Consider the following 18,792-nt stretch of genomic DNA (forward strand, 5'->3'; position numbering starts at 1 on the left):
CCTACTCGGCGGGAGCGTAGTTGTACAGGGCGGGGACGGCCATGCCGGACTGGGGTTCGACATCGACGGTGCCGTCGCTGACGTGCAGGAACGTCATCCGGTAGAAGGGTACGAACCAGCCCTGTTCGACCAGGTGCCGGTTGAGCTCGCGCGCCTGGTCGGCGGCCTCGCCGTCGGGGGAGGTCTGGATGGTGTGGGTGAGGTCCTGGACGGTTTCGTCGGTGGTGCCGAAGAAGTTGAAGGTGCCGGGCAGGACCAGTTCGACCGTGGTCACCCAGTCCTCGGCGGGCTGGGCGTTGTTCATGACCATGCCCGGGTAGGCCTGCTCGGTGAAGATGCTGTTCAGGGCACTGCCCGAGTCGAGGTTGTCCCAGGTCAGGTCGATACCGACGTCGGCAAGGTCGCTCTGGAGGCTGGTGGCCAACGGGTCGGAGACGATCTCGCTCATCCGTGGCAGGGTGAGCGCGAAGCCGTCGGGGTACCCGGCGTCGGCGAGGAGTTCGCGGGCGCGTTCGGGGTCGTGGTCGTAGTAGGTGTCCAGTTCGGGGTCGTAGGCGTCGGTCTGGGGGCCGAAGATCTGGCTGGTGGTCTCGCCCTGGCCGTCGCGGAGCTGTTCGAGCATGGTCTCGCGGTCCACGGCGTGGTTGATGGCTTGGCGGACCTCGGGTTCGGCGAGTTCGGGGGCGATGTGCCCGTCCCGGTCGAACAGGATGATGCCCTGGTAGTCGATGTCCTGGGGTTGGGTCTCCACCTTCTCGTCGCTTTCCGCGACCGCCTGCTGGTCGACGTCCTGGAGCAGGGCGGCGTTGATCTGCCCGGTGCGGACGCCGTTGACGATCGCGTTCTCGTTGTCGAAGAGGTTGATGGAGACCTCGTCGTAGGGCAGGTCCTCGCCCCAGTAGCCGTCGGCGCGGGTGTACACCCAGGTGGTGCCGACTGCGGTGCGGTCCTGGTCCAGTTCGTAGGGTCCGGTGCCGTCCGGGTCGGTGGTGAGGGAGTCGCCGTCGAAGGCGGCCGGGTTGGCCATGAGGCCCGCGGCGTCGCTGAGGTAGAAGACCATCGCCGGGTTGGGCTGTTCCAGGTGCAGGACGACGGTGGTGTCGTCGACGACCTCGACCTCCTCCAGGAGGGCCATGGTCTGGGCCTGGCCGCCGCCACCGTCGCGGAAGCGCTCCAGGTTGGCCCTGACCGCCTCGGCGTCGAACGGGGTTCCGTCGTCGAAGGTGACGTCCTCGCGCAGGGTGAGTGTGAGTTCGGTGAGGGACTCGTCGTAGGTCCACTCCGTGGCCAGCATGGGCGTGTAGCCGCCGTCGGGCTCCCGTTTGACGAGCGTGTCGTAGACCGCCTGGAAGTAGGGCATCGCGCTGCCCATCGCCTCGGCCGGGTCCAGGCTCTGCGGGACGGTCATGGTCCCGATCGTCAGGGATGAGGCGTCCGTGTCAGCGCTGGAACCGGCACAGCCGGTCAGCATGAGCACGAGCGCCCCTGCGGCGGCCACACCTGTGTTGATGCGGGTTTTCGTCTGCATGTCCCACTCCGGTGAGCACGGCCCGGAGGAAGCTCCGGGGGATCGATTGATGTGTCTGGCACCACAAATTAACCACGTGGTAGGTTTCGTGTCGGTCACCGTACAACACCGGAACCGATCCAGGAAGAGCGGAGGGAACAGGCGGCCGAAACCGTAATCTCGGAGCCACCACGGTCTGCACGGCCGCCGAGAGACCCAGACACTCGTGGCACGAACACGCGACAACCCGCTAGGAGACCGTCCCGTGACGGACAGAGAGCGCGCCCGGCAGCGCCTGAACCAGGGCCCTCGTATGAGCAAGGGGGAACGCACCCGGCAGCGCATCATCGACTCCGCCACGGAGCTGTTCTCAAGGTCCGGCTACCGAGCGGTGTCCCTGCGCGACATCGCCGCGCACGCCGGGCTCACCCACGCCGGGGTGCTCCACCACTTCCCCAACAAGGAGGCGACTCTCATACACGTGCTGAGCAGGCGCGACGCGGTCGATGCCCCTCTTATCCTCGACGAGGGCCTCACCCCCCGGGAGCTCGTCGGCAACATCGTGAAAATCGTCGAACGCAACACGGGCACCCCGGGCCTGGTCTCGCTCTACGTCAACCTGTCGGCCGAGGCCACCGACCCCGCCCACCCCGCGCACGCATACTTCTTCGGCCGCTACCAGATCCTGCGCGGCCTGCTCGTACCCGCGTTCGCCGCCCTGCTCGACGATCGGACCGAAGCCACCCCCGCGCCCTCCCCCGAGACGGCCGCACAGCAGTTCCTCGCCATCCTGGACGGACTCCAGGTCCAGTGGCTCCTGGAGCCGGGCGCCGTCGACATGCGGGCCTCCGTTCTCGCCTTCCTGCGCAGCCTCGGGATCCCCGCCCCGGACGACGGACTCGGGGACCGGATCGCGGCCGACACCACCGACGCCGCCGACCCCACGAGCAGCACCGGCAACAACGGCAGCAACGGCAGCAACGGCAGCAACGGCAGCAACGGCCCAAACAACCCCACGAACACCACCGACCCCACCCAGGAAAGGCCCAGATGAGTACCCACCCCCGGCTCGGCCCTGCCGTGAAGGCCTCGGTCACCTCCGGCTCCGACACCTGGCACAGCACCGGGGTGGAGGGCGAACTGCGCCCCCTCCACCTGGCCGACGGCCCGCACGGCCTGCGGCAGCAACCCGAGGATGGCGACCACCTCGGCATCGGCGGCAGTGTCCCCGCCACCTGTTTCCCTCCCGCCGTCGGGCTCGGCTCCACCTGGAACCCGGCCCTGGTGCGCAGGGTCGGCGAGGCCCTGGGCGGTGAGGCGAGCTCGCTGGGGGTGGACGTCGTCCTCGGCCCCGGCATGAACATCAAGCGTTCGCCCCTGTGCGGCCGTAACTTCGAGTACGTCTCCGAGGACCCCCACGTCACCGCGCGGATCGCCGCCGCACTGGTGGAGGGCATCCAGTCCCAGGGCGTCGGCGCCTGCGTCAAGCACTTCGCCGCCAACAACCAGGAGACCGACCGGCACCGAGTCAGCGCCGAGGTGGACGAGCGCACCCTGCGCGAGATCTACCTCCCCGCCTTCGAGGAGGTCATCCGCACCACCGAACCCGCCATGGTGATGAGCTCCTACAACCGGCTCAACGGGGTGTACACCAGCCAGGACCCGTGGCTGCTGACCGACCTGCTGCGCGGCGAGTGGGGGTTCGAGGGCGTGGTGGTCTCCGACTGGGGCGCCGTCGTCGACCGGGTCGCCGCGGTGCGCGCCGGACTCGACCTGGAGATGCCGCCCAGCGGCACCGACCAGCTCGTCGCGGACGCCGTGCACCGCGGCGACCTGGACGAGTCCGTGCTGGACACGGTGGTGGAGCGGTTGAAACGGCTCCAGGAGCGGGTGTGGACCGACACCACCCGTTCCCCGGAGCACGAGGCGCACGACGCCCTGGCCCGCGAGGCCGCCCGTGAGGCACTGGTGCTGCTGAAGAACGACGGTGGTGTGCTGCCGCTGGCCACGGACCGGTCCGTGGCCGTGGTCGGCGAGTTCGCCCGCACCCCCCGCTACCAGGGCGGCGGTTCCTCCCGCGTGGTGCCGACCCGGGTGCACAGCGCCCTGGACTCCTTCGAGGCGGCACTCTCCGAGGGCGCCCTGGCGGGTGTGCGGTTCGCCTCCGGGTTCACCCTGGACGGGACCGAGGACCCCGGGTTGGCCGAGGAGGCCGTCGAAGCCGCCCGAGAAGCGGACACCACCGTGCTGTTCCTGGGGCTGCCCGAGTCCGCCGAGTCCGAGGGCTACGACCGGACCACACTCGACCTGCCCGCACCCCAGCTCGAACTGCTCGCCAGGGTGCGCGAGGTCAGCGAGCGGGTCGTGGTCGTACTGTCCAACGGCGGTGTCGTCTCGGTGGCCGAGTGGCAGGACCGGGCCGACGCCGTCCTGGAGGGCTGGCTGCTCGGCCAGGCCGGCGGGGCCGCCACCGTGGACGTCCTGACCGGGGCCGCCGCCCCCTCCGGGCGCCTCACCGAGACGATCCCGGTGCGGCTGAGCGACCACGCCACGTACCTGAACTTCCCCGGCGAGCACGGCGAAGTCCGCCACGGCGAAGGCGTGTTCGTCGGCTACCGCCACTTCGACACCCTGGGCGTACCGGTCGCCTACCCCTTCGGGTTCGGGCTCACCTACACGAGCTTCGCGTACTCGGAGCTGGAGGTGGCCCCGAACGGGGAGAACGCGTGGACGGTGTCGTTCACCGTCACCAACACCGGCGACCGCGCGGGAAGCGAGGTGGCCCAGCTCTACACCGGCATCGGGCAGGACCACCCGACGCGGCCCCGGCGCGAACTGCGCGGGTTCGCGAAGGCGGCGCTGGAGCCGGGCGGGAGCACCCGGGTCGAACTCCCGCTCACCGGACGCGACCTGTCCGTCTGGGACCCCAGGGACCAGCGCTGGTCCCTGGCTGCGGGCTCCTACACCGTCTCCGTCGGCGCCTCCTCCCGGGACATCCGGCTCACCGGCGAGATCACCACCGAGGGCGACCGGTACGTACGGAAGCTGACCAAGCACTGCACGGTGAGCGAGTGGCGCACCCACCACGTGGGCGGACCGGTGATGCGGGAGCTGATCACCTCGTTCCCCGGGCTCACGGACGTGCCGGAGGAACTGCTCCGCATGGCGGACTCCCTGCCGCTGATCACACTGCGGACCTTCGGCCTCGGGGTCACCGAGGAAATGCTCGACCTCCTCGTGGACGACGTGGAGGCCAAACGCCGGGCGGCCGTCGAACGCGGCGAGATCACCGGTTGAGGAGGGGACCGACACGATGACGAACCTTCCCGAAGGGTTCCTCTGGGGCGCGGCCACCGCCGGGCACCAGGTCGAGGGCAACAACACCAACAGCGACATCTGGGCACTGGAGAACGCCGAGGGGTCGATCCTGCCCGAGCGCAGCGGCGACGCCTGCGACAGCTACCACCGGTGGCGCGAGGACCTGGACATCGTCCGGGACCTGGGGCTGAACAGCTACCGGTTCGGGATCGAGTGGGCCCGGATCGAACCCGAACCGGGGCGCTTCTCCCTGGCCGGGCTGGCCCACTACCGGCGGATCGTCGAGGGGTGCCTGGAACGCGGGCTCACCCCCGTGGTGACCCTGCACCACTTCACCTCGCCCGCCTGGTTCCGTGCGGCGGGCGGTTGGACCGGCCCGGACGGCGTCGGCCTGTTCCGCCGGTACGTGCACCAGGCCAAGGCGATCCTGGACGGCGTGCCGTGGATGTGCACCGTCAACGAGCCGAACATGCTCGCGATGATGGCCGGCATGTTCCGTCAGGGTGAGCGCAGGGAGGCCGTGGCCGGGGCGATGCCGCCGCCGGACCAGGAGACCGCCGAGGCGCTGGTCGCCGCGCACCACGCCGCCAGTGAGGAACTGTCCGACCTGTCGGGGGCGGCCACCGGGTGGACCGTCGCCAACCAGAACTTCCAGGCGGTGGACGGCGCCGACGCCCTCGCCGCGGAGTGGGCGCACACACGCGAGGACCAGTTCTTGGACGCCGCGAAGGACGACGACTTCGTGGGGGTGCAGGCCTACACCCGGGTTGTGATCGGACCGGAGGGGCCGAGGGAGCCGGAACCGGGCACCCGCCGCACCATCACCGGCTGGGAGTTCTACCCGCAGGCCCTCGAAGGGGCCGTCCGGCACACCGCCGAACGCACCGGCGGGGTCCCCGTCATCGTGACGGAGAACGGTATCGCCACGTCCTCCGACGAGGAGCGGATCGAGTACACCACCGGTGCCCTGGCCGGGCTGGGCCGGGCGATGGCCGACGGCGTGGACGTGCGCGGCTACCTGCACTGGTCGCTGCTGGACAACTACGAGTGGGGTAGCTGGGCGCCCACGTTCGGGCTGGTCGAGGTGGACCGGGAGACCTTCGGGCGCACCGTGAAACCGAGCGGCCGCTGGTACGGGGAGCTCGCCCGCAGGGGCGAGCTGCCGAGCTGAGTCCCGGACGGTCCCGAACCGGCACGGGCCGAACACCAGGAGGGGCCACCCCGTGCGTGGCCCCTCCTGGTGTTCGCGGGTGACATCGGGCCGAACTCCATTGGGCTCCTGCCCCACCCGCCCATGTCACGATGCACGAAGCCCCTCACGAACGAGAAATTCGAGGAAGTCCAGCCCGAGTTCCTCGGTCATCCCGTCCCCATGGTCGAGAAAGACCATGGTGTCCGTACACACTCCTTCACGCACGGGAAAACCCCACCAGTCTCCTGTTCCCACAGGAGCCACTGCCAGAAAACCTTCGGGAATAAATGACGACTGGTTTATGGTAATCAGGTCCTCCTCCGCTCCCCGTGTGAGACGACAGCCAACAGATCCAGGAACAGGAATTGCTCACCTCCGTAAATTCTCATGGCATTTACGTAGGCCCCCGGCAGAGCAAATCGAAACTCTCCCTCCACAAGGGATATATCCCCTGTGGAGGCAAGTGTCGTACCAGAGGTCCGGCTTGTAGAGACCCCACCCCTGCTCCTGGGGACCCGGACATGAGGAGACCCCCAGACCAGGACGGGTGAACGCGTCTCTTCGCCTGAGGTCGGCGGCCCTGTGGGGGGCCTGGTGTGCTCCCCTGAACCGGCTACCGCACCGGATCCACACCAGCCGCCCCCGCAGGAGCCGCCGCGCCTCGTGGCAACGCAGCGGTGGCCTCGGCCGCTGCCTTGGCCGCGTCCGGGAGCACCCACACTCGGTGGAAGACACCGGCAGGCCGAGGTGGGCCGAGGTGGGCCGAAACTCCCGCGGTGAGGTCCGTCCAGGACCGGCCCACCCGCGGAGCAGGAACCGGGAAGGTTCCCGTGCGCAGGAGCCGGCAGGTGGTGGTGCGGCTCAGACCGAGTATCCGGTCCGCTGTCACCGGGCCCTGCTCACAGCCCCTGGGTCAGCAGCGGCGTGGGCACGTGATCGCCCAAGCGGTGGATGGTCCGCGCGCCGTGCCGCACCCTGACGACCGCGCGTGTGCCGGCGAGGCTTCGGACGCGGGTCTACGGAGCCGGGTCGGTTCCGGCCGTCTTCCTGCGCCGCCGTGGTCCGGCCGACCGCGGCGGCGTCTGACGCATGTGGTCCCGGGCGCGGGTGAGGATGTCGGCGAGTGTCTCGATGTCGGAGCGGGACAGCGGGGCGAACAGCAAGTCGTCCAGGACAGCGACGTGACCGGGGAAGACCCTCGCGAGCACGGCGCGTCCCTCGTCGGTGATGGTGACGGTGATGCTGCGCTCGTCGTCGGGTGACGGCGACCGGGTCACCAGGCCCCGCTTCTCCAGCGTTTGCGCCTGGTAGGTCAGTCCGCTGCGGCTGTAGACGACGCCGTCGGCCAGATCGGTCATCCGCCGGCTGCCCGTCGGCGAGTCGCCGAGGGTGGCCAGGAGTTGGAACTGCACGTAGCTGAGATCCCCGGCGTCCCGCAACTGCTGCTCGACGGCGTGCTTGAGCAGGCTGCTCGCCTCGATGAGGGCGAAGTACGCGCCCAGCTGCGTGGCGTCCAGAGGCGGCGGAGAGGTCATGGGCCGACCCTACCAGTGCTTCTGTTTCGAAGCACTTGCTTCTAATTCGAAGCACTGCTACGGTGATCCCAGTTGCTTCGACTTCGAAGCACATTGCCGAGGGAGACATCATGAAGGCAGTACGGTTCCACGAAACGGGCGGCCCCGAGGTTCTGCGCTACGAGGACATCGACCAGCCGGTCCCCGGCCCGGGCGAGGTGCGCATCCGGGTCGCCGGGTCGGCGTACAACCCGGCCGACGGCGGCATCCGCGGCGGCTTCCTGCCGATCCCGGTCACGCTGCCGCACGTCCCGGGCTACGACGTCTCCGGCACGATCGACGCACTCGGCGACGGGGTGGAGGCCCTCACCCTGGGCCAGGACGTCATCGGGCTCATCCCCATGGACGCCGACGGCTCGGCCGCGCAGTACGTCGTCGCCCCGGCCGAGGTACTGGTCAAGGCGCCCACGCGTATCCCCCTGGCGGACGCCGCCGGACTGCCGTCGGTCGGGCTCACCGCCTCACAGGCGCTCTTCGAAGCGGGCGGGCTCACGGCCGGCCAGCGCGTGCTGGTCAACGGCGCCGGCGGCCCCGTGGGCGGGTACGCCGTGCAGCTGGCCAAGCGCGCGGGGGCGTACGTCATCGCCACGGCGAGCCCGCGCAGCGGCGAGACCGTCAAGTCGGCCGGTGCGGACGAGATCATCGACCACACGGCCACCTCCGTGCTCGACGCGGTCACCGAGCCCGTGGACGTGCTGCTCAACCTGGCCCCGATCACTACGGACGGGTTCACCGCCTTGGTCGCCCGAGTGCGCGACGGCGGCGTGGTCGTCTCCACGACACCGATGGTGACGACGCCCGGCGACGAGGAGCGAGACGTGCGCGCGGCCACGGTCTTCGTGCGCTCCGACGCGGACGCGCTCTCCGGCCTCGTCACTCTCGTCGACAGCGGCGACCTCCACGTCGAGATCGCCCGGCGGGTGCCGCTGAGCGAGCTGCCCGAGGTCCACCAGCAGGCCGATGCGGGAAGGATCCACGGCAAGGTCGTGGCCGTCCCGCCCACCGTCTGACGACCACGCCTTCACCCCCGGTGTGTGAAGGAGAACATGACCCTGAATCTCGTTCCCGAGGTCGCCGTGGCCCTCGCCCTCATGGGCGAGGCCAGGGCGACGACCGGCCCACCGGCGGTCGGCGACATCGCGGACGCCGGGCCGTGTGGGAGCCGGGACTGGCCGCCGCAAGCGCCGCCCTGCCGGTCCCGGCCGACGTGACCATCTCCGACCACCGGGTCCCGACCGGCGACGGTGCTCAGATCACGGTCGGCTGGTACGCAGGACGGCCCGGTCGCTGGACCCGCAGCGGTCTTCTTCCACGGCGGCGGCTACGTCTTCGGCCACATCGACCAGTTCGACGGACCCGTCGCCCGCCATGTGTCCCAGAGCGGCGTGCCGTTCCTGTCGGTCGAGTACCAGCTGGGTGCCGACCATGTTGTTCAGGTCGTCGTAGTCGTAGGTGATGGAGGCCTCGGCTGAGCTGTTCCCATCTGCCGGTGCGTTCGTCGGTGTTGAGGACACGGACACCCTTGGCGAGCTGGGTAGCCCGGCGAGGACCGCAGCGGAGGCAGTCGCTACGACGTCCGGCCCGACGACCAGGAGGGCGAGGGGCTGCTTCCGGGACCGTCCCGCTGGTCGCGGTCGGTTTGCGTTGGGCAGATCCTGGTCGAGCGAGTCGGTATCGACGGTGGCGCCCGGCCGCGGGCGTCGCATCCTCGGTCAGCCGTTCGGCCTCGCCGACTCAAAGAGTCGGGCTAGCTCGTCGTCCAGCTCCTCCACAATGCCATAGCCTTCGTGGCCGGGCGTGGGAAGCTGGAACAGGAACGACGTGCCGATCACGGTCCTCACGGCCGCGCCGCCGGACTGCAAGCAGCGATTGAGGAAGCCGAGCACTCCGCGCCAGTCGAGCCCGCCCCCGATCGACACTCCACCGATGTCCGCGACATAGGCCGCGACTACCTCGCGTGTCACTTCGATCCCGAAGAACACGTGGGCGAGAAAGTCCTCCGGGCCGTCGTAGTAGAAGTCGATATTCTTCCCGAGCGGTGGGAAGCGCTCGACGAGCTCAAGGGCGAAGCATTCCTCAGCCTGAGGCATCAGTGACCACCATCCGCTCCATATCGCACCGCCTGAGCGAATGAACCTCAACGTGGTTCGACCGGAGTCGCCTGTCCGGGGTCCCGTTCGTCTACGACCGGGATATCCGGGGCGAAGCGGGCGATGCCCGCGGCCAACTCGGGACCGCACCGGTATGAGAGCCGGACGCTGCGCTTTTGCACCCCACCTGGCAGCCACTCCGGAACGCCATTGGGCCGCAGGTCGCTTGCGTCCCATTGCCGCCCGCTCGCGACTTGCTGGAAGCCCTTGGTCCGGGCGTTGTTCGGTACGACAGCGACCTGCGGTTCCCAGCCGGGAATCAAGCCGAATCGTCGGACCCGCCGGCGCCACAACACAATTCGGTCGACTTCGTCCCAGCGCGCGAAGACCTTGGACTTGCCGCGGAGCTGGATCCGTTCGGCATTCAGGCGCACCGCCGGGCCACGGAAGAACAAACCGATCACCAGCAGGAGTGGGCAACCGAGCGCAGCCAGGACCCACATCAGCGGCCCTACCCAGGCGTAGGTCTGCGTTTCGAGCCCCGTGACCCGATCGCTGACCGTCACCTCACCGGTGCCGGCGGCGGTCAGGAGCCACGGCGCGGCGAGCACCACGAGGAGGCCGAACGACAGCCAAAGCCAAGTCGACGGTTCGATGCGGTCCTTAACGGTGATCTCGGTGAGCCGACCCTTACCGGACATGCTCAGACCTTTCATTCGGGCGGAATCTCATGTTGCCGACCCGGTGCCGGCCGGAGACCGAACCCGTTTCAACGGACAGTGGGAACAGGGCTTGCTCAAGTCCCGTGGTGGATCAATGGGCCTGGTTGGAACGGATGGGGGCGCATGGCGAAGCAGGCACGGGGTTCGTGATCATTGTGGTACTGAAGCCAAACCATCACGAAAGCATCCCATGCCTGCCTGCACTACGGAGCGACGCTGGACTCGGCCCTGTGGACCGGGAGAGGACCATGCTGTTGAACTCGAGCGATGGCCGAGTGATCGGGTCCTACACCACCTGGGGCGAGCCCGTGTCCGGCACGGGGCACCTGCTCCGTGAGGTGTCGGTGACGGCCGAGCCCGAAGGGATACTGGCCGGCCGCCGGTACTCCGACGGTGATGTGGCCTGGCAGCGGGATCTGACCGAGACGTGCACGTCGGGGAGCGTGGATGACGTCCAACTCGCATCCGCCGGGAACCAACTGTTGGTGGCCTATACGTGTGTCGAGGACGGTTCAGCCCATGCGGCGATGGTGGCGGACCATACGGGTCACTCTTTCTGGGTGGAATCCTGGGCGGACGCCCCCGCGCCCCGGGTTCACGTCGTGCACGCACACACGGTTCCCGGAGGGCCGGACGATCCGATTTCACGAATGCTCGACGAGGAGCTGAGTGGCGGGTTCGCGTTCGTTCACGGAAGCGAACTCAACAGGGTGGAGCCCTATCTCCCCGAGTCTGGCGTAGTGCTCCGGGGGTGGGGGACGATGCAGAAGAGCCTCTGCGGGACTTCAGGGAGGCACCGCAGGAGATCATCCTGCATTCCTCACCGCGAGGGAAGATGAATGATCTTCTCGTCGTGCAGGTCGCCCGATGGCTGGCCGGTCTCATGACCCGGCGTTCATGAAGGCGAGTCCGATGCCCACGCCTCCCACCAGGGTGACTCCGATGGACATCCACGCGTAGCGCTCGTACCGGGCTGCCTTGGGTGCGTGGTGATCCGAGCGCGCCTTATGTCCTATCAGTGCACGGCGACGGAACCGACGCCCTGGGCAGGCGTACGCGAACCCATGGAAACGGACCCGGGCGTGGCTTCACGCAGGTGGGGCCTGATATCGAACAAGCGCCGGAGGTTCGTCCGGTGTGTTGCGAGGTGAAGTCCACTGGCCGAAAGCGGCCATCAGGATGTGTCCGGGACCCGGCTCGGAATGGTGCTTGAACCGGCCCGAGAAGCCATGTGGACGGTGTTTCCGTGACGTCCTAGGCAGAGCCGGGAGAGGCGCCGCCGGGGGTGTTGGACATCGTGATCTCGGCGTCCGCGAGGCGGGCTTCCTCGCGGACATCCGGATGGGGATGGCGGAGGAAGGGCTCGATCAGCGGTCGTGCTCGTAGGTCATGAGTGGCGCCGAAGACGCACAGGACATACGTGATGAGTTCGGGTTCCAGCCGCGCCATGGCCGCGTCCAGCGGTTCGACCAGCTCCCAGGGCAGGCTGTAGCGAGAGGACGCTTCGCAGAGCGCGTTCAGGGCGGCCTCACGGACTCCGGCCACGGAATCGCCGACCGCGAGGGCGACCAGGCGTCCGACGACCAGGCGGGCGGTGGCCGCGTCGAGCATGGCGCCGCGCAGGACATCGCCGAGCACTTCGGCGGCCAGATCGCGGCGTCCCGGGTCGCCGCCGGTCGACGCTTCGAGCGCCATGAGCACGTCCCGTACCAGGCGTTGGCCGCGATCCTCTGGGCGGCGCTGCGTTCCCATGAGGACATTATTCGCGTCCTGCCACCCGCGCGGGTCGGTCGGGAGGACCCGAGGCGCTGGAACTCGCCGAAATTAGGCGTTCTGCACGTCTTGTGGCACTTCGTCACTACACCTAGCATCGAGGCGACCTCACCCGGTCACCTTTTGGATCAGCCCCCTCACCCCCAGGGATACCCCCATGCTGAGACGGATCCTCACACCCCTTCTGATCGCCCTGAGCGCGCTGGCGCTGACGCTGGTGGGCACCGTGCCGGCCACCGCCGCGCCCGCGGAGCAGTCCCAACCGCTGCGTCAGACCGTCCTGTACTACGACGCGAGCCAGGCCGCCGAGTACACCTCCGCCGTCTCCTCGGCCGTGAGCGTGTGGAACTCCAGCGTCAACAACGTGCGCCTGGAGCCGGCCGCCGCCGGGCGGCGCGCCGAGATCCGGATCATCGCCGACGACGGCTGGCCCCGTGCCCACCTGGGCCCGGTGCGCCCCGGCGGCCAGGTCACCGTCTGGATGGGCCGTCAGGGCACCGATGCCGGGTACGACGCGGTGCGCATCGCCGCACACGAGCTCGGCCACAGCCTGGGCCTTCCCGACGCCAAGCCCGGCCCGTGCTCGTCGCTGATGTCGGGCTCCACCGGCGGTGTGAACTGCACCAGCCGCTATCCCAACGCCTCCGAGCGCCAGCGGGTCGAGGCCAACTACGGCACCGGTCTGAGCGGCCAGCGCGCCTCCGACGGAGAGCTCCTGGTCGACCGCGCCTGAGCGGGCGCCGGCCATGCCCCTTGGCCTTCGGCGGTCGGCCCGCATCGGCGGGTCGGGCGCCGGAGGTCACACGCGCACCGAGAACATCCGGCGGCCGGCGAGTCGGCCCAGGAGCGCGTTCGGGACGTACACAACGGTCAGGCCTCCCCTGTGCCAAGGGGAACGGGATCCTGGGTGAGGAGGTCCACGGCCTCCCGCACCCGGCCCTGGAGTAGGAGCAACCGGGCGGTGACGCTCTTGTCCCACCAGGCGTCACCGGCCTCTCGGATCACACCGATGGCCTCCGCGTACCGCCCCGCCCTCTCCAGAGCGGAGGCCAGGTACCACGCCGTGTCCGGTGCGTCCGGCTCCCCCGCCTCGGCCCGCGCCCGTGTCTCGGCGAGCGCCTGGCCCACCCGCCCGGCGTGGCACAGGAGCATCACCCGTTGTTCGAACAGCTCCTCCGACATACCGCCGTCGCGTCGGACGAGGTCGTCGACGACGGCCAGGGCCTCCTCCGGGCGTCCCTGGTCGTTGAGCAGCGTGCCCAGCTCCTCGATGACCGTGGCCGTGTCCTCGCCGTCGGGCACCACCAGTTGGGGCAGGGGGCGCAGCAGGTCCAGGCACTCGTCGGCCCTGCCGTGGCGGCGCAGCATCTGGGCCAGGACCACCCGCGGCCGCAGGGCCGCCCAGGAGACGGGTCCGGTGAAGGGCCGGAGCACGTCGGCCGCGCCGTCGACGTCCCCTGCCCGTTCCAGGTGACCGGCGAGGCGGTGGGCGGCCCACGAGCCGGCCTGCCCGAGGACGAGGGCGCGGACGTCGTCATGGCGTCCCTGCCGGAACAACAGGTCGACGAGGGCGTCCACGTCGCTGACCACACCCGTGCGGGTCGAGCGCAGGAGTGCCTCGGCCGCGTCGATCCTGCCCTGGCGTTCGTAGACCGCCGCGAGCGGGGCGGGGTCGCCGGGGGCGTCGGGCCGGGTGAGGGCGGCTTCGAGGAGGGCGGCGACCTCGTCATCGCGGCCGAGCCCTGCGGCCACCTCGACCAGGGCCCGTGCGAGGCGGGGGTCGCCCGCGTGCGGGCGCAGCATCGCGAAGCCCTCGTCGCCGCGCCCCTGGCGGGCCAGCAGCCGGGCGGTGTACCCCAGAGCCACCGGGTCGCCCTCCCGCGCGAAGGGCGCGACCAGGGCGAGGGCCTCGCTTTCTCGTCCCCACTGCTGGGCCAGGTCGGCCGCGGTCCGCGCGGCCTCCCACCAGCCGGTGTCGGTGAACGGCCGCAGAACCTCCAGCGCGGCGTCCCCGTCCCCTCGGCCGCCGAGGGTGCGCGCCCACTCGACCGCGCAGAACCACTGTCCCCGGGCCGCCTGTCGACGCACCTCGTCCAGGTGGCCCCGCTCGATCAGCAGAAGGACGAGGGGAGTCGGCACCAGGCCCCGCATGATGCGCACACGTCGGTCGAGATCATCGGCGTCCATGACGGCAGAGCCTAGTCCCACCGGCCCGGGACCGACGGCCCGTCGCGCATGTCCGAGCCCCTGAAGTAGGCGGCGCCTCCCAGGCGCCTCCTAGGGCGTGTATGACGGATGCCGCCCGTCGCGAGCGGCGCATCCAGTGGTGGCCTCGCAAGGCCGAAGAAGGAATTCCCCTACTGTGCCCTGCTCCGCAGTGTCGCACAGCGTGGGCCCCTCCTGGTGTGGCTGTTGACTGATGAGAACGCAGCGAGGGTGCCGCTGGGGCGTCGCGCAGCAGGGTGAGTGTCCGTCATACACGCCCTAGTCGTCCTCGGGGCGCGCCGGGCGTCCCTGCGCCCCGACCAGGTCCTCGAACGAGGCGCGCTCGCCGACGACCAGCTCGGCGAAGGAGTGGTGGCGCTCGCCGAGCCCGGGGTACCAGCTCGCCCACGCGTAGGCGGGCCACTCGCCGTCGGGTGAGACGTCACCCGCGTCGAGCAGCCAGTACAGGGCGTCGCCCTCGTCGGAGACCAGCAGGACCGGCCCGATCAGTCCCTGGCCCCGCAGGTACTCCTCGGGGAAGGCCTCGTGCTCCAGCTCGTCCAGCCAGCCGACGGAGGCGGTGTCGCGAAGCCTGTACATGAACGTGCCCATGGTGGTCCAGCCGTCGGACGCGGCGAGGAAGGAGCGGTAGCTGGGCGGCAGGGCCTGACCGAGTCGGTGCTCCAGCGCCGAGAGCCGCTCCTCGGTGGCGCCGTCGTAGCCCAGCCAGCACGCGGAGCGCTGCTCCGCACTGGTGGTGTACAGGTCGCCCTCGTCCAGGAGGCGGAGCATGTCGGCGCTGAACTCCGCCAGGAAGGCCCGCCAGGCCTCGACGGTGGCCGGTGGCCCGGCGGCCGGGTCGCCGGCGCCCTCCGGTGGCGGCGCCTGACGTTCGGTGTGAACGACGGGGTCGGGTGCGTTCTCCTGCATGGGGCTCCAAACCGTGCGGGGTCCGGTCCAGGGGCCGTCCGCCGACGGGTCGCGCCGTGCCCCCGGACACACGCGGAGCCTACGGGCGGGCTGCGACACTCGCCGCGGGGCCGGCGCATCGTGCGGCCTCCCGGCGCCGCACGGCCTCCGGCCCCGCTCGCGGCCTACGCCTGGTCCACGATCTGGATCAGGTTGCCGCAGGTGTCGTCGAACACCGCGGTGGTGACCGGCCCCATCTCCAGCGGCTCCTGGGTGAAGCGCACCCCGCGCTCACGCAGCCGGTCGTACTCCGCGCGCACGTCGTCCACGGCGAAGGCGGTGGACGGGATGCCGTCGTTGACCAGCGCCTCGCGGAACGGCTTCACGGCGGGATGGCCGGACGGCTCCAGCAGCAGTTCGGTCCCCTCGGGGTTCTCCGGCGAGACGACGGTCAGCCACCAGTCGTCGCCGATCGGGACCTGGGTCTTCTTCACGAAGCCCAGCACGTCGGTGTAGAAGCGCAGGGCCTTGTCCTGGTCGTCGACGAAGACGCTGGTCAGGTGAATCCTCATGGTGTGGTCTCTCCTTCGCCGGACCTGATCCACCGCTCGGCGATGTGCCGTAGCGGCGCCGTGTTCAGGTCGTGGAACTTGTAGCGGCCCTCCCGCCGGCTCTCCACGAGTCCGGCGGCCTCCAGCACGGCCAGGTGCTGCGAGACCGCTTGCCGCGAGATCCCGAGCCGGTGCTTCATGCTCAGCCGCGAGCAGATCTCGAACAGTGTCTGTCCGGGGCGCTCGGCGAGCTCGTCGAGGATCGTACGGCGGGTGGAGTCGGCCAGGGCTTTGAACACTTCTTCGGCCATGCCCCCACTATAGGCAAGCATCCACTTGCCTATCAAGTCGTGACCTGCGTACTCACCGAAATACCCGAGGGCCCGAGGGCCAACCTCGGCCAGAGTGCCGACCCGGCCGGGGCTCCGCGCCGCTCGGCCCGCGCTTCGGACATAGGCCCAGGAATCCCCGTTCGCCGGGTAAGGACGGTCCGGCTTGCCTAGGGTCGTTCGGAAACGAGGAGCGTCGATGTCCAAGCCAGCCGAGCACCCCCTCCCCCGGGATCCCTACCGCAACCTGGTCCTGCTCGCCCTGCTCACCCTGTCCGGGCGGCCCCCCGCCCACGAGCTGCTCCACCGTGCGCACCGGCTGGTCTCCTCCGCCCTGCCGTGGGGCCGGCGCAACCCCCGCGCGCACGAGTATCCGGGGGTGCGCCGCCGGGTCCTGCGGAGCGCGCTGCGCGCCCGCCGCACGCGTCGGCACGCCGGACTCCGCGTCGCCCCCGTCGACGGCCCCGGACCGCTCGCCCGGTCCCTGGCCCCGCTGGAGGGGCTCGACCCGGCGGCCCGCGCGGGGTTCGCCCTCCTGCGGATCGAGCGGATGGAACCGGAGGACGCACTGGCGCTGCTGCGGTCCGCCGGGGTCGCCGCTCCCGAGGAGGCCCTCGACCGGGCGGCCGCCGTGCCCGCCGGCTTCCGCCCGCCCGACCCCACGGTCGTGCGCGTGAGCGGGCGCGGCACACCCCCAGGGCGGCCGGTCCTGCTGGTGGCCGGCACCGCCGCGCTCGCCCTGGGCCTGTCCGCGACGGCGCTGGTCGGATCCGCCGGCCCCGCGGCCCCCGCGCCCCCGGCGCCCGCGCCGGCCGCGGCGACGGCGACGGCGACGGCGCTGACGGACGCGCGGACGTGGCGGGAGACCTTCCGGCTGGACCTGACGGCCTGGCACACCCGCGGCGAGGCCGCCGACGACGAGGCCCTGGTGGACGAGGCCCTGGCCGCCTGGAATGACAGCGACCCGGCACCGCGCGACCCGCGGCTGGTGTTCGCCGGCCGGGTCGACGGGCGTGACGTGGTGCTGCTGCACGACGCCCCGTGGATGGCCCGGTACACCCGGGACGGGAGCGAGTCGTGGGTGGAGGTGTCCGCCGAACCCGACCACGGTGTGGCGAACTGGCCGGCGCTGCGCCTGTCGCAGACCTCCGAGGGCGTGCGCTTCCTGCTGCCCCCGTGGGTCACCGAGGCGGACTGGGCGTCCCTGGGCGCGCCGGAGGAGGGATGGAACGAGACCGCGTGGGACGAGCGCGGCGTGACCGACCCCCTACCGGTCTCGGAACACTGCGGAACCGGACCGGTGCTGCGGTTGCGCGCCCCGGAGGTCGCGCACGGGCAGCCCTACACCGTCGTGGACCTGGGCGGCCACGCCACGGCGCACCTGGGGTACATGCCGCCCCCGCCGGCCGAGATCCGCCGCCTGGGGCCGCACGAGGTCCTGGACACCGAGCACGGCTTCGACCTGTGGGGCGAGGTGGCCTGCGCCGGCGACGCGCCGCGCGGGGCGGTGGCCACCGCGACGGCGTGGGAGTTCGCCCGGCAGGACCTGCCCGGCGGCGGCGCCGGCCGCTGGGTGTGCGTGCGCTACGGCACCCACGACGGCGGCGGCCTGGCCCGCGCGGTCCTGGTGGCGAGCACCGAGGAGGGCACCGAGACGATCACCGCAGGGGAGCGCCCGGGAGGATGGACGTGCAGCAACCTGAACCGCCAGGTGGTCGCGGGCACCTGGTGGCAGGAGCCCGAGGGCCGGTGGCACTACCTGGCCGCGGCCTCGCGCGAGGTCGCCGACCTGAGCGTGTCGGGCCCGGTCGAGGGCGACGGTGACGACGCGGCCCTGGCCGTGCCCGGTCCCCGCCGCGGTGACGGCCCGCCCGCCGATCCCGTGTCCGTGCGGGCCGTCAACGTCCACGGCGACGAGATGACCCCGCTCACCGACTGACGGGGCATCACGAACCCTCGGCGGCGTCGGTGGCCGGGCTCGGGCACTCCCCGCCCGGTTCCACGGCGAGCTCGTAGTGCCACAGCTCGTTGGCGTAGGTCTGGCACAGCCCGAACTCCGAGCCGAACCGGGAGAACCAGTCCGCCGCGTCGGTGTACCCCACGTCCACCGCCTCCCCCGTCACGTGCGAGGACTCCTCCGCGGTGGCCACCCATCGGGCCGCCTCCTCCGCGCTCCCGTAGGTCTGCTCCGCCGCGTCCAGGAGGAACCGCTGGTAGCGCTCGCTGCGCCAGCCGCTGGTCACGACCACCTCCACACCCTGGGCCTCGGCCGCGGCGGCCGCCTCGCGCACGGCCGCGCGCAGCTCGGGCTCCAGCCGTTCCAGCGCGGGGACCTCGGCCGCGGCCGGCAGGCCCTCCCCCTCGGGCACGTAGCCGTCCTCCTCGGTCAGCGGCGTCAGGCGGGTGACCGGCATCCGCTGGGCCGCACCGGGCCCCTCGTCCTGGCCGGCCGAGTCCGGTGTTCCTCCGGCGCCGCCGCCGGGCGTGCAGGCCCCCGCCAGTACGGCGACGGCCGAAGACGTGACCGCCAGGGCGGCGACCACCGTGGACCGGCGCGATCTCGCCACCGCGTCCTCCCTCTCTCCCGGACCGGGCCCGACGCCCGGTGCACGGCGTCCAGGC

The 18,792-nt window shown here is 70.9% G+C and carries 20 protein-coding genes; 9 read left to right on the forward strand and 11 right to left on the reverse strand.

The window, feature by feature from the left end; genetic code table 11:
* Position 1: 1 nt before the first annotated feature.
* Positions 2 to 1,528: an ABC transporter substrate-binding protein gene (locus tag DFP74_RS03045; protein WP_121180295.1), complete on the reverse strand. Its 1,527-nt coding sequence runs from the start codon at positions 1,526 to 1,528 to the stop codon at positions 2 to 4.
* 244 nt (positions 1,529 to 1,772) lie between these two features.
* On the opposite strand from DFP74_RS03045, the gene DFP74_RS03050 reads away from it, so the two are divergent.
* From DFP74_RS03050 to DFP74_RS03060, 3 genes are read left to right on the forward strand one after another with little or no spacing between them, the layout of a single operon-like run.
* A complete protein-coding gene (locus DFP74_RS03050) occupies positions 1,773 to 2,561 on the forward strand; it encodes a TetR/AcrR family transcriptional regulator (RefSeq protein WP_233570783.1) in 789 nt (262 codons plus the stop codon).
* Positions 2,558 to 4,804, forward strand: coding sequence for a glycoside hydrolase family 3 C-terminal domain-containing protein (locus tag DFP74_RS03055; protein ID WP_121180297.1), 2,247 nt, complete (start codon positions 2,558 to 2,560; stop codon positions 4,802 to 4,804). Before DFP74_RS03050 ends, DFP74_RS03055 begins: the two co-directional genes overlap by 4 nt.
* Before the next feature lie 16 nt (positions 4,805 to 4,820).
* The gene (locus DFP74_RS03060) at positions 4,821 to 5,996 is read left to right on the forward strand and encodes a glycoside hydrolase family 1 protein (protein ID WP_121180298.1); all 1,176 of its coding nucleotides are present in this window, start codon (positions 4,821 to 4,823) and stop codon (positions 5,994 to 5,996) included.
* Positions 5,997 to 6,122: 126 nt separating this feature from the next.
* Here the strand turns inward: DFP74_RS03060 and DFP74_RS35100 are convergent, their stop codons facing one another.
* Positions 6,123 to 6,383, reverse strand: a complete 261-nt coding sequence (locus tag DFP74_RS35100) for an SMI1/KNR4 family protein (protein ID WP_370013479.1) — start codon at positions 6,381 to 6,383, stop codon at positions 6,123 to 6,125.
* A gap of 650 nt (positions 6,384 to 7,033) precedes the next feature.
* Complete coding sequence (locus DFP74_RS03070; protein WP_121180299.1) at positions 7,034 to 7,552, reverse strand: MarR family winged helix-turn-helix transcriptional regulator; 519 nt, start codon at positions 7,550 to 7,552, stop codon at positions 7,034 to 7,036.
* A 110-nt stretch (positions 7,553 to 7,662) separates the two neighbouring features.
* Here DFP74_RS03070 and DFP74_RS03075 point away from each other — a divergent pair, with 110 nt between their 5' ends.
* From DFP74_RS03075 to DFP74_RS35105, 3 genes are read left to right on the forward strand one after another with little or no spacing between them, the layout of a single operon-like run.
* The gene (locus DFP74_RS03075; protein WP_121180300.1) at positions 7,663 to 8,601 is read left to right on the forward strand and encodes an NADP-dependent oxidoreductase; all 939 of its coding nucleotides are present in this window, start codon (positions 7,663 to 7,665) and stop codon (positions 8,599 to 8,601) included.
* Positions 8,602 to 8,637: 36 nt separating this feature from the next.
* Positions 8,638 to 8,802, forward strand: coding sequence for a hypothetical protein (locus DFP74_RS33435; protein WP_158612961.1), 165 nt, complete (start codon positions 8,638 to 8,640; stop codon positions 8,800 to 8,802).
* A 33-nt stretch (positions 8,803 to 8,835) separates the two neighbouring features.
* Positions 8,836 to 9,063 (forward strand): alpha/beta hydrolase fold domain-containing protein, encoded by a 228-nt coding sequence (locus tag DFP74_RS35105; protein WP_121180301.1) that lies wholly within the window; start codon positions 8,836 to 8,838, stop codon positions 9,061 to 9,063.
* 240 nt (positions 9,064 to 9,303) lie between these two features.
* On the opposite strand, the gene DFP74_RS03085 is transcribed toward DFP74_RS35105, so the two are convergent.
* Positions 9,304 to 9,681 carry a hypothetical protein gene (locus DFP74_RS03085; RefSeq protein ID WP_121180302.1) on the reverse strand — a complete coding sequence of 126 codons (378 nt, stop codon included), beginning with the start codon at positions 9,679 to 9,681 and terminating at the stop codon, positions 9,304 to 9,306.
* 47 nt (positions 9,682 to 9,728) lie between these two features.
* Positions 9,729 to 10,382 (reverse strand): hypothetical protein, encoded by a 654-nt coding sequence (locus DFP74_RS03090; RefSeq protein ID WP_121180303.1) that lies wholly within the window; start codon positions 10,380 to 10,382, stop codon positions 9,729 to 9,731.
* 269 nt (positions 10,383 to 10,651) lie between these two features.
* On the opposite strand from DFP74_RS03090, the gene DFP74_RS03095 reads away from it, so the two are divergent.
* Entirely contained in the window at positions 10,652 to 11,242 is a 591-nt protein-coding gene (locus DFP74_RS03095) for a hypothetical protein (protein WP_147453815.1), read from the forward strand.
* 415 nt (positions 11,243 to 11,657) lie between these two features.
* Here DFP74_RS03095 and DFP74_RS03100 read toward each other — a convergent pair whose 3' ends face one another.
* Entirely contained in the window at positions 11,658 to 12,155 is a 498-nt protein-coding gene (locus tag DFP74_RS03100; protein ID WP_233570785.1) for a hypothetical protein, read from the reverse strand.
* 178 nt (positions 12,156 to 12,333) lie between these two features.
* On the opposite strand from DFP74_RS03100, the gene DFP74_RS03105 reads away from it, so the two are divergent.
* Entirely contained in the window at positions 12,334 to 12,909 is a 576-nt protein-coding gene (locus DFP74_RS03105) for a snapalysin family zinc-dependent metalloprotease (RefSeq protein ID WP_121180306.1), read from the forward strand.
* A 137-nt stretch (positions 12,910 to 13,046) separates the two neighbouring features.
* Here DFP74_RS03105 and DFP74_RS03110 read toward each other — a convergent pair whose 3' ends face one another.
* The 4 genes from DFP74_RS03110 to DFP74_RS03130 form a co-directional block, all read right to left on the reverse strand.
* Entirely contained in the window at positions 13,047 to 14,363 is a 1,317-nt protein-coding gene (locus DFP74_RS03110; RefSeq protein ID WP_147453816.1) for a tetratricopeptide repeat protein, read from the reverse strand.
* Between the two features lie 297 nt (positions 14,364 to 14,660).
* Positions 14,661 to 15,311 carry an SMI1/KNR4 family protein gene (locus DFP74_RS03120; RefSeq protein WP_121180309.1) on the reverse strand — a complete coding sequence of 217 codons (651 nt, stop codon included), beginning with the start codon at positions 15,309 to 15,311 and terminating at the stop codon, positions 14,661 to 14,663.
* A 164-nt stretch (positions 15,312 to 15,475) separates the two neighbouring features.
* Entirely contained in the window at positions 15,476 to 15,862 is a 387-nt protein-coding gene (locus tag DFP74_RS03125; protein WP_121180310.1) for a VOC family protein, read from the reverse strand.
* Positions 15,859 to 16,152, reverse strand: a complete 294-nt coding sequence (locus DFP74_RS03130) for a helix-turn-helix transcriptional regulator (protein ID WP_121180311.1) — start codon at positions 16,150 to 16,152, stop codon at positions 15,859 to 15,861. The genes DFP74_RS03125 and DFP74_RS03130 overlap by 4 nt, the downstream gene beginning before the upstream one ends.
* A 217-nt stretch (positions 16,153 to 16,369) precedes the next feature.
* Between DFP74_RS03130 and DFP74_RS03135 the strand changes: the two genes are divergently transcribed.
* Entirely contained in the window at positions 16,370 to 18,109 is a 1,740-nt protein-coding gene (locus DFP74_RS03135; protein ID WP_121180312.1) for a hypothetical protein, read from the forward strand.
* 7 nt (positions 18,110 to 18,116) lie between these two features.
* On the opposite strand, the gene DFP74_RS03140 is transcribed toward DFP74_RS03135, so the two are convergent.
* Entirely contained in the window at positions 18,117 to 18,737 is a 621-nt protein-coding gene (locus DFP74_RS03140) for a M15 family metallopeptidase (RefSeq protein WP_233570786.1), read from the reverse strand.
* Positions 18,738 to 18,792: the final 55 nt, after the last annotated feature.

It is taken from the genome of Nocardiopsis sp. Huas11 (genome assembly GCF_003634495.1).
Classification (GTDB): Bacteria; Actinomycetota; Actinomycetes; order Streptosporangiales; family Streptosporangiaceae; genus Nocardiopsis.

Excerpts from the sequence above, each read along its gene's own strand:
- DFP74_RS03085 (WP_121180302.1), bottom strand. The coding sequence starts at position 9,681 with ATGCCTCAGGCTGAGGAATGCTTCGCCCTTGAGCTCGTCGAGCGCTTC.
- DFP74_RS03090 (WP_121180303.1), bottom strand. The coding sequence starts at position 10,382 with ATGTCCGGTAAGGGTCGGCTCACCGAGATCACCGTTAAGGACCGCATC.
- DFP74_RS33435 (WP_158612961.1), top strand. The coding sequence starts at position 8,638 with ATGACCCTGAATCTCGTTCCCGAGGTCGCCGTGGCCCTCGCCCTCATG.
- DFP74_RS03075 (WP_121180300.1), top strand. The coding sequence starts at position 7,663 with ATGAAGGCAGTACGGTTCCACGAAACGGGCGGCCCCGAGGTTCTGCGC.
- DFP74_RS03095 (WP_147453815.1), top strand. The coding sequence starts at position 10,652 with ATGCTGTTGAACTCGAGCGATGGCCGAGTGATCGGGTCCTACACCACC.
- DFP74_RS03125 (WP_121180310.1), bottom strand. The coding sequence starts at position 15,862 with ATGAGGATTCACCTGACCAGCGTCTTCGTCGACGACCAGGACAAGGCC.
- DFP74_RS03105 (WP_121180306.1), top strand. The coding sequence starts at position 12,334 with ATGCTGAGACGGATCCTCACACCCCTTCTGATCGCCCTGAGCGCGCTG.
- DFP74_RS03135 (WP_121180312.1), top strand. The coding sequence starts at position 16,370 with ATGTCCAAGCCAGCCGAGCACCCCCTCCCCCGGGATCCCTACCGCAAC.
- DFP74_RS03060 (WP_121180298.1), top strand. The coding sequence starts at position 4,821 with ATGACGAACCTTCCCGAAGGGTTCCTCTGGGGCGCGGCCACCGCCGGG.
- DFP74_RS03070 (WP_121180299.1), bottom strand. The coding sequence starts at position 7,552 with ATGACCTCTCCGCCGCCTCTGGACGCCACGCAGCTGGGCGCGTACTTC.
- DFP74_RS03110 (WP_147453816.1), bottom strand. The coding sequence starts at position 14,363 with ATGGACGCCGATGATCTCGACCGACGTGTGCGCATCATGCGGGGCCTG.
- DFP74_RS03120 (WP_121180309.1), bottom strand. The coding sequence starts at position 15,311 with ATGCAGGAGAACGCACCCGACCCCGTCGTTCACACCGAACGTCAGGCG.
- DFP74_RS03045 (WP_121180295.1), bottom strand. The coding sequence starts at position 1,528 with ATGCAGACGAAAACCCGCATCAACACAGGTGTGGCCGCCGCAGGGGCG.
- DFP74_RS03100 (WP_233570785.1), bottom strand. The coding sequence starts at position 12,155 with ATGGGAACGCAGCGCCGCCCAGAGGATCGCGGCCAACGCCTGGTACGG.
- DFP74_RS03130 (WP_121180311.1), bottom strand. The coding sequence starts at position 16,152 with ATGGCCGAAGAAGTGTTCAAAGCCCTGGCCGACTCCACCCGCCGTACG.
- DFP74_RS03055 (WP_121180297.1), top strand. The coding sequence starts at position 2,558 with ATGAGTACCCACCCCCGGCTCGGCCCTGCCGTGAAGGCCTCGGTCACC.